Raw genomic sequence first — 15,853 nt, 5'->3', positions numbered from 1 at the left:
CAGGAGACGATATCATTCCACTGCGCAACACCAATTTGCCGTCCCAATGTTAGATTCGACGGGGCGCGCGGGAGGCCAAGTGACGACCGCTTGAACGCGACCTATCGGGTCAGGCGTCGGAGTCCGCCGGAGCAGGAAGCGACCTGCCAGGAGCATCGTGCTAGGAGCATCGTGCTTGGAGCATCATGCATTGTACCTGGGCCGAAACAGCATGATCACGCTCAATTGCGGCGCGCCTCCCGGCTACAGGCGAAAACGAAACAGGTCGCTGGACCCGTAATTGTCCCGAAGTTCGGATAGATATCGCCGAGCCGCCACTCCAAGTCGGTATGAGACCGATTCTGAATCTGGGAAAGCATCCGGCTGTTCGTGATAAACACAGCGTATATCCGCCGTTCTGCCGGGCGGGATATCGACGATCAGTCCAAGACATCCGTCCATGTATTCGTGCGCGACGATCTCCTGGTTGACTGTAACATTTTTCAAGGAGGCGAGCTGTGGTTCTTCCTTCATAACTCGGATCCGTCGCGTCATCGCCTCCTTGTTTTCGATGCGGAGTTGTTCAGCAAACATCCTTATTTTGCTCGTTCCGCCGCCGGCTTTAATGCTGTAGCTGCGGCAAACGGCGTCCCCGAGAGTCCGCCAACAGAGTTTCCACCGCAAGGATGCAAGCTGTCGGAGGAACTCCGCCAGTTCGCTGCCATGGCCCCGGAAAATGTCGTGATGCCCGGCGATGAAGCACGGCTTGCCCAGGATTCCGTCAAATGCGAAGTTTTCAATGCCGTGGTGAATGTACCGCCGGGTAAAAATCGAGAATCCCCCATACCGGACGATGGCGACACTCCACAGGTCGGCAAGTGTCGTTTCGTTCGACGCGTCATCGGCTGGTGCGACTTCCGTGTTCACTGCCGCGACGAAACCGTTTCGTTTAAGAGCCGACGCTGCCTCCGGCGAGAATGCCCCTTGCGGGAAAACCATCACGTTTTCATGATCAAGCGCGGTCTTGTTGAGAAGGGACTGCATCCGACACTTGGCGGTCTTCAGTTTTCTGTCGAGGAGTTCGGCTGAACGGGCTGCAAATTCACCACGGGTGTGATCGCAGCCGTGCACACAGACGGATAGTTTTCCGCTATTTTTCCGAAAGGCGGCAACGGTGTCGCGATTTGTTCGTTGCCAGTTCCATGGAATGAAGGCGATGGTCGTCGCGAACGTTTGCTTGTTGGCCAAGTGCAGTAGCTCCCCAAATTCGAGAAAGCCGTACCGTGGCCTCAGAGGTGGATCGTCGATGATCAGGCACGCGTTTGTTTCGGAGGCGGTCCAGCAGATGTCGCGGAACGACCACTTCAGATACATCACGACTGGCACCGCACCGGCGAAACGCTTCTTCACGTCAAAATAAGTCGCAGCCCGTTCGCGAATGTCCACCATCGTCAGTGACGCGTCGGCAAAAAAGCGCACGCCGGAATGAGCAAATCCGGCGAACAGATGTCCCTCTGGCGTCGCGGCGATGCTCTGCAATCCGCCACCATCCCGGATGACAAGCGCCGCATCCGCGGCGCCGGGCTGCAGTTGGATCTGCAGGGCCGACATAGGGCCGCACATGTCTGGAAAAGCATCAGTGACGGACACGGTTATCGGCCACGCGTCGATGCCGCGGATATCCGCCTCCGGGTCTCCCGTGATCTGGCGCAGCAGAGCCCTGCAGGGATCCCCAGGTTGAAATCCATAGACGAACACGGAAGCGGCTGCCGCCAACCAGGCCGGAAACGTTCCGGCCTTGCAGCGCTGCAAGGTTTCGGCGAGCCAGCGCGCGGAAGTCAGGATGGAGAACTGCGGATGACTTGCCGTCAGCGAGGCTACCTTGTCCCCGTTCGCTTCGCTGACTGTCAGCGCCGTCCATGGAATTCCGAAAAAATCGAGGATTTCCGCTAGATTGCAATCCTCGGGCGATGGGGTGTCGTCGCTGCGGAGCAGGAGCGCGATCGAAGAACCCGTGTCCATGACGTGGGCGCTCCTTGCTGGTTGTCGCATCATCCCTCGGCAAGGCCAGCGGACATCCTGGATCGTCCGCGACCTCGAGACTGTGCTCCTCTTTGGGGAGTCCTATACCAAAGATCGCCAGGTTTCCACTGAAGGACGCCGGCGCAATGGTTCTGTCGGCCAACATATCTGCGATGGCCGATGCGGGCGCTCTTTGTCGCAATCGGCGCGGACTCTGCGCTGAAAACTGATGAAGTGATAAGGCGTTAGATGGTTGACCAGCCAATCAATCACTTTGGCTATGACCAACGCTACGAGAGCAGGGGGCGGGGGGAGAGTCCAACCTGTGTACCCCCAAAGAGCGTAGATCATAATCCCTGTTCTACCGCGGCGCGCGCGCCCAATCGGTTATCTTGAATGGATGCACGCTGAGCGCCTTCAAACAGGGGCCAACATGGCGAATATGGCGAATAACGACGCGGAAATTCGGACCAGGAACGGCGGCCCCTCGCTAGCGGTCATCGGTTGCGGCTACTGGGGTTCGAAACACATCCGCGTCAGCTGCGATATACGCGATGCAAGGTTGTCGATGGCCGTTGATCCGCGTCCTGATAGATTGGAATATATCCGTTCACAATATCCTTCTGTCGCTGTTTCGCGTGATATCGGCGCGGTACTGAATAACCCTTCTATAGACGGTGTCATTGTCGCCACCCCTGTAGAGACGCACTTTGAATTGGCGCGAGCGGTGCTCCAGGCCGGAAAGCACGCGCTCGTCGAGAAGCCGCTCGCCATGACGAGCGCGCAATGCCGCGAGTTGAATGCGATCGCCGAAAAGCGCAAGCGCGTGCTGATGGTCGGGCACACGTTCGAGTATCACCCGGCGGTCGGTGTCATGCGCCAGATGATCAAGAGCGGCTCTCTCGGCGAGCTTTACTACATAGATTCGCGGCGTCTTAATCTCGGTCTCTACCGGCAGGACGCCAATGTCCTTTGGGACTTGGCGCCGCACGACCTCTCGATCATCTTCTGCTTGCTGGAGGAGGTGCCGCAAACCATCGGCGCCTGGGGTTGCGCGCACGTTCTACCCAACGTCGAGGATGTTGTTTACGCCAAGATGGGCTTCAAGAGCGGCCCGACCGCCCATGTGCATGTTTCCTGGTTGGACCCGGTCAAGGTGCGTCAGATCACGATCGTCGGAAGCGATGCGATGCTGGTGTTCGACGACGTGCAGCCGTCCGAAAAAGTGCGCGTTTACCAGAAGCGATTCAGGCCGCGGATCGACGGCGACTCCTATGCCGATTTCCAGTCGGCCTATCATCATGGCGACGTGCATATCCCCGCGATTTCCAGCAGTGAACCGCTGAAGCTCGAGATACTCGACTTCGTCAATGCGATCGTGACCGGGGAACGGCCGTGCGCGGACGGAATGCACGGGCTGCGCGTTGTCGAAGCGCTCGAGGCGGCGTCGGCGTGTCTACGGCCCAAGCACAAGCACCGTAGCAATGGCAAGGATCAACGGATATTTCGGCGGCGGAACATGCCGGCGGGAGGTCCCGAAATTGCCGTCGCATGACGCCACGCGACGGAAGGCGACCCCGCGGGAATTCGGCAAGCGGGCGCTCGACGTCGCGATCAGCGTTATCGCGATCGTGCCGCTGGCCCTCGTCTTCATCGTGGTGTGGATAGCAATCCATCTCGACAGTCCCGGGCCAGCGGTCTTTCGCCAACGTCGCATCGGGCGAGACGAGAAGCCGTTCGACTGCTTCAAATTCCGGACACTCCACCACAACGCCGACGAAAACGTCCATCGCGAGGCGATCCGGAGGGCTTGGGCAAAGGAACTCCTCTCGAACGACCCCGCCGCCCCATACAAGCTGACGGACGATCCTCGCGTGACGCGCGTGGGACGGTGGCTGCGGAGAACCAGCCTCGACGAACTGCCTCAATTCCTCAACGTATTGCGGGGCGAAATGAGCATCGTCGGTCCGCGGCCAGCGATTCCCTATGAACTCGAATACTTCCGGGACTGGCACCATAAGCGTCACATTGTGAAGCCCGGGATAACCGGAATTTGCCAGGTGCGCGGTCGGGGTCGTGTCAGCCCCGAGGTGATGCTCGAGATGGACGTCGAATATGCAATGAACTGGACGCTATTGACCGACCTGAAGTTGATTGCCCTGACGTTTCCCGCGGTTCTGCGGGGGCACGGTGCTCGATGACGTTCTCTGGAAACAAAGACGGATTCTCGTGAGGTTGGAAAAAATGCACATTCCGTTTGTCGATCTCAAAGCGCAATATGAGACGCTAAAAGACGACGTGGCCGCAGCAATTCTAGGCGTTCTCGACTCCGCGCAGTTCGTAGGTGGCGAGGTGCTTGCCTCGTTCGAAAGAGATTTCGCCGCGTATTGCCAGGTGCGCTACGCGCGCGGTGTGGCGAACGGCACGGACGGGCTTCATCTGGCGCTGCGGGCCTTGGGTATTGGTCATGGCGACGAGGTGATCACAACCGCCCATACCTTCATCGCCACCGCGGCCGCCATCGTGGCGACGGGAGCGCGGCCTGTGTTCGTCGATATCGATCCGGACACTTACACGATCGATCCCGAGATGATCGAGCGCGCCGTAACGGATCGTACAAGAGCAATCATCGCAGTCCACATCTTCGGGCAGCCGGCTGACATGGGTCCAATCAAGGACATCGCACGGCGGCGCGGCCTCTATGTACTGGAAGACGCAGCCCAGGCGCACGGGGCGGAATATCAGGGGGTCCGAACGGGGGCGCTCGGCGATGTCGCATGTTTCTCGTTTTATCCAGCGAAGAATCTCGGCGCCTATGGCGACGGCGGAGCGGTCACCACCAACAATGCCGCGATCGCCCAGCGGATCGAACGACTGCGTGACCACGGTCGAACCACTCACTACAGCCACGCCGAGATCGGGTTCAACAGCCGGCTCGACGCGCTCCAGGCGGCAGTCCTGCAGGTCAAGCTCCGGCGTCTGGATGAATGGAACACCAATCGGCGGCGCGCTGCGGAGTGGTACGCCACTGAATTGGCGCAGTCGGGGATCGAGACGCCGTTCGTTCGAAAGGGGTCGACGCACGTCTACCATTTGTATGTAATCACCACGAACGATCGTGACGCAATGCGAACCAAGTTAGACGAAGCCGGCGTGGCGACCGGGATCCACTATCCGTTGCCGCTCCACCTACAGCCTGCTTTCGAGCATCTCGGCTACAGGCAGGGCGACTTGCCGTGCTGCGAAGCGATGGCCGCTCGATCATTGTCCCTGCCCATGTTTCCCGAGCTCACACGCGACCAGGTGCGCCGTGTCGCCGCGATTGCGCGCGCTGCGGCCGAGCGGGACGGTCACAAGAACTTGCAGCGGAAGTCGACGTATTCGTCCGCTGCGCTGCAGGCCGATGGCGGGAAGGAGTTGCGATGAATCAAATCAGTGCATGGGCGGTGGTCGAGACCGAGGCGATCGGTGCGGACGTGACGATCGCCGAGTTCGCTGTGGTGCGGCCTGGTGTTACGATTGGCAACCGGGTGGTCATTCATCCGCATGTCGTGATTGAGAGCGGCGTATGATCCGGTGGCAGTTCGTGCCAAGCGTCGAGGCAACACTAATCGTGAGAATCCTCTGCGTCGCCAACGTACATCAACCTATATCAAAGTCCTAATTTTGGTTGAGCGCTGGGACTGCGGTCATAAGGTCGGGTGAAGGAATGCTGAATTCGTCAAGGCCCGCGATCAGGGTGCTGCATATAACCGACACGTTGGCCTCCGGGGGGAAGGAGCGGCAACTGGTTGAATTGCTGCGTGGGTTCAGCAAGCTAGATGGGTTCATTAACGAACTCGTCGTTCTTTCAGATACCATCCACTATGATGAGGTTAGGTCACTGGGAATAAAAATACACATCTTCAAACGAACCCGACAATGGGACTTCAGTATTCTCGAAAAGCTATATGGCCTGGCGAGACGATACCGACCGAATATAATATATTCGTGGGAGTCGATGTGTTCGGTGTATGCGTCACCAATTGCGTTGATATCTCGATCGGCTCTGATCAATGCAATGATACAAAACGCACCGCCCCATCTGAATTTGAAAGATTATACGTACCGACGTTTACGTCTGACAGCTCCATTTTCAACTGTAATATTGGCAAATTCATTAGCGGGACTTAGAGCTTTTCGAGTTGATGGCAAAAAAGCTCTTTGTATACGAAACGGTTTTGATTTTGATCGAATAAACAATCTTCCGGACGTCAACGACGTCAAGCGTTCGATGGATATAAGAACCAAACACGTAGTCGGTATGGTTGGAAGATTTCATCGAGAGAGAGACTATAGTACGTTCTTCAAGGCGGCAAAATTGGTGTGCAGCGAGCGGAAGGACATTACATTCGTCGCTGTGGGCGAAGGACCAGATCTTGAAAGCTTCATGGAGCGTGTGAAGCGCGACGGTCTTTCGAATGTGCGCATTCTGGGAGTCAGAAAACGGGTCGAAGAAGTCATAAGAACCTTTTCCGTCGGAGTATTGGTCTCAACAAGCGGAGAGGGAATCTCTAATGTGATTCTAGAGTACATGGCGCTGGAAAAGCCGGTCATAGCCACAGACGTGGCGGGCAATCGCGAAATCGTCAAGGACGGAGAGAATGGATTCCTAATTCCATTCGGAGACGAAAATGCACTGGCGTCGCGGATAAGGGAAATTGTCGACTGTCCTGACATTGGAAGCGCGTTCGGTCGTGCAGGACGGGTGCTCGTCGAGGAGAAGTTCGGGATTGAGCAAATGGTGCAGAAGCACGTTGAGCTGTTTCGGCAATTGGCAAGCGGGAATAGGGTGCCTTCTGTTGGGATTTGATTGCGAGCTGGAGCCTCAGATTGATCGAACGACCATATTTGGAGACTGCTGAGAGGCATTGGTCGCTATGTGCGCGATAGTCGAGCTGGATCTGATTCCCTGTTTGGCCATCAAGCGGGGTTTTTGACGTGCGTCGGGTGAACGAATGGCCATTCCCGGAGGCCACAAGGAGCAAGCTGCGTTGATTGTTCTGCATGTTACGGGCGCGTACCCTACTGCACAGAATCCGTCTGCGGGCGTTTTCATCCGCACTCAAGTGGAGTCGCTGGCGAAGCTTGGGATTGATGTTGATGTTTGCCTGCTGAAGAGCACAGGCATTGGCAAATATATCAAGGGTATTGCTGAAGTACGGAGGGCTGTACGTTCGAGGCAGTACGATATCGTTCATGCGCACTATATGTACTCAGGCTGGACAGCCAGATTCGCTACTACCCTGCCGCTCGTTGTGTCTTTTATGGGCAACGACGTATATGGAGATTGCAACGAGCGGGGAGAATATCGATTCTCGAATCGAGTGTTGCACGGACTATTCTCCCGTTTATTGTCGTGCGCGACGGCTCACAATATTGCGAAGAGTGCCGGCCTTGCAAAATATCTTCGCGCCAAAACAACGTCCATCATTTCCAATGGGGTAGATCTTGATGTCTTCTATCCCAGAACGGTCGCTAAGCGCGAAGTGGGTCTAAAGGAAGACGAGCAGCACGTCCTGTTTGCAGGCAGGCCCTCGGCAGGGGGTTATAAGAGATATCCGCTCGCCGAAGCCGCTTTTGAGTTGGTTCGAAAATCCAATCCATCTGCCCAATTGGTCACACTTGATAAGAGGCCTCAGGAAGAAGTAGCGCGCTTCCTGAACGCCGTCGATTGTTTGCTGCTTACGTCCGCTCATGAGGGTTCTCCGAACATTGTAAAGGAGGCTCTTGCCTGCAATCTACCAATTGTTTCCGTCGATGTTGGCGACGTGGCCGAACGAATTAAAGAGTTCGAAGGATGTTACATCGTGTCTGACGAACCAGCCTCTATCGCGGAAGCTGCAGAGAAGGTACTGGTCCGTGGAAAGCGTCTTTCCGGCGGTTATGCCGCGGTCCATGAACTTTCGCTTGCAACGGTCGCAAGGCGGATACAATCTTTGTACGAACACGTTCTTTCGTGAAGCTGCAGGAGCGGAAGGCTGGCGCGGGCGCGCCGATGGCGATCGTCGATGAGCAGCACACCGTCGCCGACGAACGCTTCGCCGCCGATAGTCACGCTGGCGCTGGGACTGAAGAGACAATTTGGGAAACCCGCCATATGAAAGGTATTGGCGAAGATCTTTCGCGTATCCATCCGGTGAAGCTTTCAACTACCTACAAGTGTTTCCTCCGATGATGGTGCCCAGCGCAATGTCGATAGGCGTAACGGCCCGCGCTACACGACGGTGTTGCCAGGCGGCGGATCGCAGGCGCGGGCGAGATGTCGCCGAACCGGGCAATCTCGACCAGACAATGCGAGAGTGTTTTCTGTCTTCCTGGTTTGTCGTTGACGAGGCGATCGAGCACGCCAAAGGATTCCACCATGTGCGGCATCTGCGGGCAGTTTAACTTCGGCAGCGGTGCGCCCGTCAGCGCTTCCACCATCGAAGCGATGATGGGCACGATCATCCACCGCGGCCCCGACGACGCCGGCCGGCATTTGGACCGGAATCTCGGCTTGGGTTTCCGCCGACTGGCGATCATCGATCTGTCACCCGCCGGACACCAGCCCATGTCTGACCAAGCCCAAACGGTGTGGGTGGTCTTCAACGGAGAGATATATAATTATCAGAAGCTCCGGCAGGAGTTGCAGGGGCACGGCCACGTGTTTCGTTCCAACTGCGACACCGAGGTGATCGTGCACGGCTACAAGCAGTGGGGTGACGCCGTGCTGAACCGCTTCAACGGTATGTTCGGCCTCGCTATCTGGGACGTGAAAAAGCGCCGGCTGCTGCTGGCGCGCGATCCGATGGGCATCAAGCCGGTCTACTACGCAATCCGCAACGGATCGCTCGCTTTTGGTTCGGAGATTCGGCCGGTCCGCGTTGCTCTAGGCGAGCCGCCGGGCGTTGATCCCGAAGCCGTCGCTCTTTTTCTGCGCTATCGCTACACGCCGGCCCCGCGCACGATGTTCAAGGGCATCCAGAAGCTCGCCACGGGTGAAAAACTCGTCGTCGAAAACGGCCAGGTGCACGTCTCGCGCTACTACCAGTTCGTCCCGGAGCCATTCGCCCCGCAGCCCCGCCCGGAGGAGGCGGCGGAAAAATTGATCGAGCTGTACAGGGCGGCCATGAAGCGGCATCTCATCAGCGACGTTCCGCTCGGACTGCTGCTCAGCGGCGGCCTGGATTCGGGCCTGCTGCTGGCGCTGATGAGCTCCTATGGCCGCGACTGGCACACGTTCAGCGTCGGGTTTGGTTCGTCGTTCGCCGATGATGAGCTCGAGGATGCCGTCAAAACGGCCCGGACCTACGGGGCCAAGCACAATTCGGTTCACCTCACCCGGGAAACGTTTGAAGACGTCCTGCCCCGCATCGTGGACGTTCTCGAGGAACCTGTCGCCTCGTCATCGATCGTGCCCATGTACTTCGTCTGCCAGCGGGCTCGTGAAAACGTGAAGGTGGCGCTCATCGGCCAAGGGCCGGATGAGCTGTTCGGCGGATACACCCGACACCTAGGCGTGCACTATGGCGCCGCCTGGCGCGCGCTGCCCGCCTGGTTGCAGACACCCAGTGCCGCACTCGCACGCGCCCTCCCGCGGAACGATATGATCAAGCGTGGCCTTTACTCGCTGCACGAGCCCGACCGGCTTCGTCGTTTCCAGCAGATATTCTCCCTGGTTTCGGACGACGCGATGCAGGGGCTTTTTCGCCCCGAGCTGATCGCTGACGGGGAAGCTGCCGTGGCGGCCCGCTGCTGGGAGGAATACCGGCCGGCCTTCGAAAACCTGGACGACCTGAACGCCTTTCAGTTACTCGAGCTGCGCTCGTCGCTGCCGGACGAGTTGCTCATGTATGGTGACAAGCTGTCCATGGCGCACTCCCTCGAGGTTCGCGTACCCTATCTCGATCGTGAAGTGGTCGAGCACGTCCAGCAATTGGGCGCGTCCTTCAAGGTGCGTCATGGCGTTCGCAAGTGGCTTCATCGCGAAGTGAGCAAGCGGCTGTTGTCGTCGGAAATCATCCATCGCAAGAAGCGCGGATTTGCGGTGAATGTGGTCGATGGGTGGTTCCGCCAATCCCTCGACGGAGGGATCCGGCAATACTTGGCCGATCCGCAGTCACGGGTCTACCGGTTCTTGGAGCCGGCTGCGGTGCAATCCATGCTGCGTGACCACGCGGCAGGCCAAGCCGACCACCACAAGATGCTATTTAGCATCGTCGTGCTGGAGCAATGGCTCCGCAGCGTCCGTCTGACACGGCGGACGCGATGTCCACATCCCGTGCATTAGGCTGGAGGGTCGCCAAGCGGGCACGAGCTGAAAGATAATAGAATATCCCTGAGAGGGCGCGACAATTGCGACAGTAAGTATGGTTCGGAGTGACAATATGCCAAAGCCGATGATCTCGCGGGTTAGATCTAAGTTAGCTTTGCTCAATTATGAATTGAGGCGGTTGTATTTTGTTTATCTTTGGAAAATGGATATAAAAAAGGGGACACGCATCTCGCTTAGCGCAAAACTAGATAAGACAAATCCTACGGGCATACACATTGGTAAGAATACTGCAGTTGCTTTTCGATCTGCAATACTTGCTCATGATTTCATAAACACAAAGCACAAGGACGTTTTTATTGGCGACAACTGCCTGATCGGAGCGGGTTCAGTAATAATGCCAGGAATTCAAATCGGAAATAATTGCATTGTGTCACCAAATAGCGTGGTTTTGCAAAATGTGCCGGCGGGATCCATCGTGATGGGCAATCCGGCCAAAATCGTTCAGAAGAATATTATAACCGGCCCATGGGGAACCCGGTGCTCAACCCAAGAAAGCTCCGGCGAAACATCTGCAGCGGCGACTTGTCAGGGCTGAGCGCGGCCGCCGCTTCAGCTTGACCTCTCGTTCCTCAAGCTGCCCAGTCCGCGCATAAAGCTTGCCGTGTTCCCACTGACCGAGGTAGGCGCAATGGTTCTCTCAGCGAACATATCTGCGGCAGGTGATGCCGCCGGCGCGGTCCTTATCATCGTTGAGAACCTGCCGGTGCCGGCCGATCGCCGGGTCTGGACGCAGGCCACAGCGCTGCACCAGGCTGGTTACACCGTCTCGGTCATTTGTCCCAAGGGAAGGGGATATGACAAGGGATACGAGCAGATGGACGGTGTGCATATCTACCGCCATCCACGGGGTGTGGAAGGCTCGGGCGCCGTGACTTATCTTCTCGAATATACTGTCGCCCTTTTTTGGCAATTCGTTCTCTCGTTGAAGGTGTTGTACAGGCATGGATTCGATATTCTTCATGCATGCAATCCACCGGACTTGATCTTTTTGATTGCGATTTTTTACAAAGTTTTCTTTGGCAAGAAATTTCTGTTTGATCAGCATGATCCCGCGCCCGAACTTTATGAGGTCAAGTTCGGCCGCCAGGATTTCCTTTATCGTCTCCTGCTCCTGCTTGAACGCTGGACGTTTCGCTCGGCTAACGGGAGCCTCGTGACAAATCCTACCCTGAAGCGGCAGGCCGTGGAGCGAGGCGGGATGCCGCCAGACAGGGTCTGGATTGTCAGAAGCGTCCCCGAGCTTGGGCGCTTCAGCCGAGCCAAGCCCGAACTGTCGGTCAGGCGGGACTGTCGATATCTCGTCGGCTACGTGGGAATGATGGCCGAGCAGGACGGTGTAGACCTCCTGGTCAAGGCGATGGAACACATCGTCAAGCGCCTGCATCGAGCGGATATCGCCTGCCTGATCATCGGCGACGGGCCGGAGGCGGATCGGCTCAGGACGCTCACAAGCGAACTCGGGATTACCGACAATGTCGAATTTGCCGGGTACATTTCGGGCGATCCGCTTCCCGCCATGCTGGCGGCTTGCGACATCGGCGTTGTTCCGGATCCGCCCAATGCCTGCAACGTGGTTATGTCGATGATCAAGGTCTTTGAATACATGGCCCTCGGGCTGCCGTTCGTCCTGTTCGACTTGGCACAGGCGAGGGATGATGCAGGCGACGCTGGCCTGGTGGTGGCGGAGCCGACGCCGCGGGCGCTCGGCGAAGGAATCGTGGCGCTGCTTGAGGACGAGGCCGGGCGCGAGCGTATGCGGAACTACGGCAGGGAGCGTGCCTACGGCGCATTTCAGTGGGAGCTCGAAAAGCGTTCGCTTCTCGCCGCCTATACGACGCTGGCGCCGAGGCGCGCACGTGCAGGGACACCAGCCGATGCGAATCCTCACTGAGAGCGGAAGCAATTAGCCTCCGGGCGGTGGAGCGGGTGAACTGCTCGATCGCGAGGTCGAGTGTACCACGGCCCAGCCCCTTGGATCGCGAGCGTAATGTCCGGATCTTGGCTCCCGGCGGCGGCAAGACCGATCTGCACGGGGTGCGCGCCAGCGGCCGGACCTCGCGTGTCAATCGTTGCGACGTCCGTGCGTGCCGGGAAGAAAACCTTTCATTGAAAATGCGGTTTCGAAGATTCGGGTGCCGATCGGGACCAGGTAACTGCCAGCCCCCGCTAGAGAACGCTGACGTGGATTTTGTCCGCGCTGTCGGATGTTTTTGTCTACGCGTCTGGGGCGGTACCTCTTTGGTCTACCTCTTTCAGTTCTTGTCCGCGTGTTTTAATGCGATCGTAAATCGCATTGTGCTGCGCTAATCTCATTGAGACGCTCCATGCGTGGACGCTGGATCGCCACATAAGTCAGGCATCAGCTTCGTCAACACACTCGCCTCCATTCGATGTGGCCGCTCGTTTCGCCTAGCCTGAGATCGTGGCGATCGGCTCGCGCGGTGGGACAGGCGAGATACGGCTGCTCTCCTAGCCCACGATGAAGTTGACGAGGTCACCTGACTGCATCCCTGGTGGACCGAGGCCGATGGGCGGGGGCGCCGCCGCGTGTCGCACAACTTGGTAGGTCACCGGGTTCGCCTCTCTTCCGATTGCTGGGCGCAGGTCACCGGCAACGCGCTCAACTTCCAGATCGTACTTGAGGTCAGCCTTCGCAATAATCCTTACGGGTCAACCTGGAGCGGCAAGATGACTCCGCCATGCCGCCGATCGGTGGACTTGCAACGCCACTTGCTCCAAACAGATCGACAAACGACGCCACATTGCATGCTTATAGGCGCAGCGTTGCCACGTGCACTTCATGCGCAACGTGCTGGCGTATGCGGGCAAACGTGCTGGCGCATGCGGGCAAGAGCACACGGCGCGTCGTCTCCGCTTCCATCGCCATCGTTCGCCCAGGAAGATGCGACTGATGTGCTCGCCTACGCGACGTTCCGCGCTGGCATCGGACCAAGCGGTACTCTCCGACGCGATACAAGCTGACAGAAAAATCGGGTGCGCGTGTCTTGAACCAACCAATTCAATACGTGGCATAATATAGGCGCGTATGAGGCAAGTGCCGGGCGCTACATACTTGAGTATGAATCACACTTTGAAAGTTTTTTCGCCATTTTTGCTCATTAACCAACCGACCCAGCAGTCGGGGGGCACCTTCAAAAATCCCACTGCTTTGGAGTCCGCTCGCGGTCCGAGACCGCGATGCGTGGAATCCGCTCGCGGTCCGAGACCGCGATGCGTTGGAATCCGCTCGCGGTCCGAGACTGTGATGCGTTGGAATCTGCTTGCGGCCTGAGGTTGCGAGCACGTGGTATGTCGCGCGCCTTCGTGATGCGCGGCAGTGGAATTCCCTTGTCAACGTCAAAGACTCACGCAGAACGAAAGGTACGCATGTCGTTCAACTTGTCATCCACTCCGTTTTCGTCGACCTCCGCTTGGAACCAGTTGGTCCCGACCGGAGCAACGTATACGTCGCTGAACTGGCCCACCGCGACCGGATGGAACTACGACGTGGGCTGGGGCAACGTGCCAGTCTACGTCGCCTCGTCGTCGGACCCAGTCGTGCAGGTGTCTGTTCCCGCCAGCTGGGGATGGCCCGGCGGGACCGTCAGCGTCCATGTTCCGGCCGGGGGGACCGGCGGCATCGGCACGGACGGACCGGTTGTCATCGTCGACGGCGACATCGCCTACAATTTCTGGCGATTCAACCGCACGAGCACCACGACCGCGACCGCCCAGTCGTATGGCGAGGCGAACGTGGTCACGGGCACCGGTTGGGGCACCCCCGGGTTGGGCGCAGGCATCACTGCGGCCGGCTCGAACGAGCTCGGCGGGCTCCTGGTCCAGGCGCAGACGGACTCGGGCACGATCAATCATGCCCTGCAGCTCGCCGTCGAGGGCTCGCTCTTGAAGTCTGGCTATGTTTCCCCCGCCATTGCCACCGACGGCTCCAGTTCCAGCGGCATAATGCAGGAAGGGCAGCTTCTGGCCATTGCGCCCGGGACGCCGATGCCATCCGGCCTTTCGACGCTCGGCCAGGAGGTGTTCCGCGCGCTCCAGCAATACGGCGCCTACGTCATCGACGACGGAGGCACCCAGACCGCCATTCGCACCCAGGCGAACGCTTATGATTCGGCGACAATGAACGCCCTCCGTCTGGACATGAATTTGATGCTTCCGATGCTCAAGTCGGTGAGCGGGGGCACGCCGACAACGTCGCCCACCACCCCGAACGTCGCACCGACGGTGACTCAGGCCTCGGCTACACCGGGCACGGGTACCGAGCATGTCGGCGATACCGTCACGTTGACGCTCGGCTTCAGCGAGGCCGTGACGGTGACGGGTACGCCCACGCTGTCGCTCAATGACGGCGGCAAGGCCACGTATGCCGGTGGCTCGGGAACGAGCACGCTCACCTTCAAGACCACGGTCGCATCGACCGACACCAGTACGTCGGCGCTCGCGATCACGGGTGTCAATCTATCGAACGGTGCGGCGATCAAGGATACCTCCGGTCTCGCGGCCAACCTTGCTGGCGCCGTGAAGACGTTCTCCGGTCTGCAGATCGACACGACGTCTACGACGACGCCGACCACGCCCACGACGCCAACCACGCCCACGCAGCCGACGACTCCCTCCGTGATTTCGCCTGTCCTCACCATTGCGGATGACTCGCTCTGGGTGGCGGGTCGGGGTGGCACCGTCGATCTCGGGACGAAGGTGACGACGACCGATTCCAACGACCGCGTGGCCCTGCACATCACGGGGTTGCCAAAATATGAATCGATCACTGACAATCTCGACGGCCAAACGTTCCGCGGAAGAGACATCACGTTGACGGCCGCGCAGGTCAACAGCGGGCTAACTCTGACGTCCACCTACAGGGGCGGGGGCCATCCGGTTGCAGAACTTACGCTGACGGCAAGCGCGACGGATCCGTCAACCGGTGCGGTTGCGACCGCTGCGCCGCGGACCATCACCGTGGTCGATCCTCGACCTTCGACGGTCACGACGACAACAACGTCGTCGCACGGCCATCACACTGCGACGGATCAGCAGCCTGTTGCCGCCACGACGGCCGTGACCCCGACGACCTCGCAGACGATCGAGCCCACGGATCATCAGCCGGCGGCGGCTGCAAGCACGGGCTTCCTGGCAAGCCGGGCCTTTGAGCTGCTCCAGCAGCATTTTGATCCGGCCAGCAGCAGCCTGGCAACGACCGCTGCCCATCCGGTCATGGCGGCAGATCATCCGTCTGCCACCGGGAGCACGATGGCGTCGCTGGCAAGCCAGAGCTTTGCGCTGCTGAACCAGTATCTGGCCGCTCACACCGGCCGGGTGGATCCCGGTCAGATCGTGGCGGCGGTGTCGCAGGCGACCGGTTGGGGGCAAGACACGTTGCTGGCCAGACCGCAACACTAAGGCCATGCCGCACCCGGGCCCAGCGCCCGGGTGCGGCACCCGCAATGTTTTGGAATGCATGAGAAGGAACATCATACG

General features: G+C 58.7%; 12 protein-coding genes. 11 read left to right on the top strand and 1 reads right to left on the bottom strand.

Annotation, left to right across the window (positions count from 1 at the left end):
- Nucleotides 1-243 precede the first annotated feature (243 nt).
- Nucleotides 244-2,001 carry a hypothetical protein gene (locus ACVJ19_RS07615; protein WP_453949526.1) on the bottom strand — a complete coding sequence of 586 codons (1,758 nt, stop codon included), beginning with the start codon at nt 1,999-2,001 and terminating at the stop codon, nt 244-246.
- Nucleotides 2,002-2,434: 433 nt separating this feature from the next.
- Between ACVJ19_RS07615 and ACVJ19_RS07610 the strand changes: the two genes are divergently transcribed.
- From ACVJ19_RS07610 to ACVJ19_RS07560, 11 genes are all read left to right on the top strand, one after another.
- Nucleotides 2,435-3,556, top strand: a complete 1,122-nt coding sequence (locus ACVJ19_RS07610; RefSeq protein ID WP_453949527.1) for a Gfo/Idh/MocA family protein — start codon at nt 2,435-2,437, stop codon at nt 3,554-3,556.
- A complete protein-coding gene (locus tag ACVJ19_RS07605; RefSeq protein WP_453949528.1) occupies nt 3,543-4,202 on the top strand; it encodes a sugar transferase in 660 nt (219 codons plus the stop codon). The genes ACVJ19_RS07610 and ACVJ19_RS07605 overlap by 14 nt, the downstream gene beginning before the upstream one ends.
- Nucleotides 4,192-5,427: a DegT/DnrJ/EryC1/StrS family aminotransferase gene (locus ACVJ19_RS07600; protein ID WP_453949529.1), complete on the top strand. Its 1,236-nt coding sequence runs from the start codon at nt 4,192-4,194 to the stop codon at nt 5,425-5,427. Before ACVJ19_RS07605 ends, ACVJ19_RS07600 begins: the two co-directional genes overlap by 11 nt.
- A complete protein-coding gene (locus ACVJ19_RS07595) occupies nt 5,424-5,573 on the top strand; it encodes a hypothetical protein (RefSeq protein WP_453949530.1) in 150 nt (49 codons plus the stop codon). The genes ACVJ19_RS07600 and ACVJ19_RS07595 overlap by 4 nt, the downstream gene beginning before the upstream one ends.
- A gap of 137 nt (nt 5,574-5,710) precedes the next feature.
- Complete coding sequence (locus ACVJ19_RS07590; protein WP_453949531.1) at nt 5,711-6,853, top strand: glycosyltransferase; 1,143 nt, start codon at nt 5,711-5,713, stop codon at nt 6,851-6,853.
- 145 nt (nt 6,854-6,998) lie between these two features.
- Nucleotides 6,999-8,003: a glycosyltransferase gene (locus tag ACVJ19_RS07585; RefSeq protein WP_453949532.1), complete on the top strand. Its 1,005-nt coding sequence runs from the start codon at nt 6,999-7,001 to the stop codon at nt 8,001-8,003.
- Nucleotides 8,000-8,218 (top strand): hypothetical protein, encoded by a 219-nt coding sequence (locus ACVJ19_RS07580; protein WP_453949534.1) that lies wholly within the window; start codon nt 8,000-8,002, stop codon nt 8,216-8,218. Before ACVJ19_RS07585 ends, ACVJ19_RS07580 begins: the two co-directional genes overlap by 4 nt.
- A gap of 186 nt (nt 8,219-8,404) precedes the next feature.
- Nucleotides 8,405-10,312 (top strand): asparagine synthase (glutamine-hydrolyzing), encoded by a 1,908-nt coding sequence (asnB, locus tag ACVJ19_RS07575; RefSeq protein ID WP_453949535.1) that lies wholly within the window; start codon nt 8,405-8,407, stop codon nt 10,310-10,312.
- Nucleotides 10,313-10,409: 97 nt separating this feature from the next.
- Complete coding sequence (locus ACVJ19_RS07570) at nt 10,410-10,892, top strand: acyltransferase (protein WP_453949536.1); 483 nt, start codon at nt 10,410-10,412, stop codon at nt 10,890-10,892.
- A gap of 93 nt (nt 10,893-10,985) precedes the next feature.
- Complete coding sequence (locus tag ACVJ19_RS07565; protein ID WP_453949537.1) at nt 10,986-12,248, top strand: glycosyltransferase family 4 protein; 1,263 nt, start codon at nt 10,986-10,988, stop codon at nt 12,246-12,248.
- A 1,496-nt stretch (nt 12,249-13,744) separates the two neighbouring features.
- Complete coding sequence (locus ACVJ19_RS07560) at nt 13,745-15,775, top strand: hypothetical protein (RefSeq protein WP_453949538.1); 2,031 nt, start codon at nt 13,745-13,747, stop codon at nt 15,773-15,775.
- Nucleotides 15,776-15,853 lie beyond the last annotated feature (78 nt).

The sequence above is a fragment of the Bradyrhizobium sp. USDA 376 genome (genome assembly GCF_054063675.1).
Note: the sequence above shows the minus strand (reverse complement) of the source record. Positions and strands in the feature narration are given on the sequence as shown.

Excerpts from the sequence above, each read along its gene's own strand:
- ACVJ19_RS07615 (WP_453949526.1), bottom strand. The coding sequence starts at position 2,001 with ATGGACACGGGTTCTTCGATCGCGCTCCTGCTCCGCAGCGACGACACC.
- ACVJ19_RS07610 (WP_453949527.1), top strand. The coding sequence starts at position 2,435 with ATGGCGAATATGGCGAATAACGACGCGGAAATTCGGACCAGGAACGGC.
- ACVJ19_RS07595 (WP_453949530.1), top strand. The coding sequence starts at position 5,424 with ATGAATCAAATCAGTGCATGGGCGGTGGTCGAGACCGAGGCGATCGGT.
- ACVJ19_RS07590 (WP_453949531.1), top strand. The coding sequence starts at position 5,711 with ATGCTGAATTCGTCAAGGCCCGCGATCAGGGTGCTGCATATAACCGAC.
- ACVJ19_RS07585 (WP_453949532.1), top strand. The coding sequence starts at position 6,999 with ATGGCCATTCCCGGAGGCCACAAGGAGCAAGCTGCGTTGATTGTTCTG.
- asnB (WP_453949535.1), top strand. The coding sequence starts at position 8,405 with ATGTGCGGCATCTGCGGGCAGTTTAACTTCGGCAGCGGTGCGCCCGTC.
- ACVJ19_RS07570 (WP_453949536.1), top strand. The coding sequence starts at position 10,410 with ATGCCAAAGCCGATGATCTCGCGGGTTAGATCTAAGTTAGCTTTGCTC.
- ACVJ19_RS07565 (WP_453949537.1), top strand. The coding sequence starts at position 10,986 with ATGGTTCTCTCAGCGAACATATCTGCGGCAGGTGATGCCGCCGGCGCG.
- ACVJ19_RS07560 (WP_453949538.1), top strand. The coding sequence starts at position 13,745 with ATGTCGTTCAACTTGTCATCCACTCCGTTTTCGTCGACCTCCGCTTGG.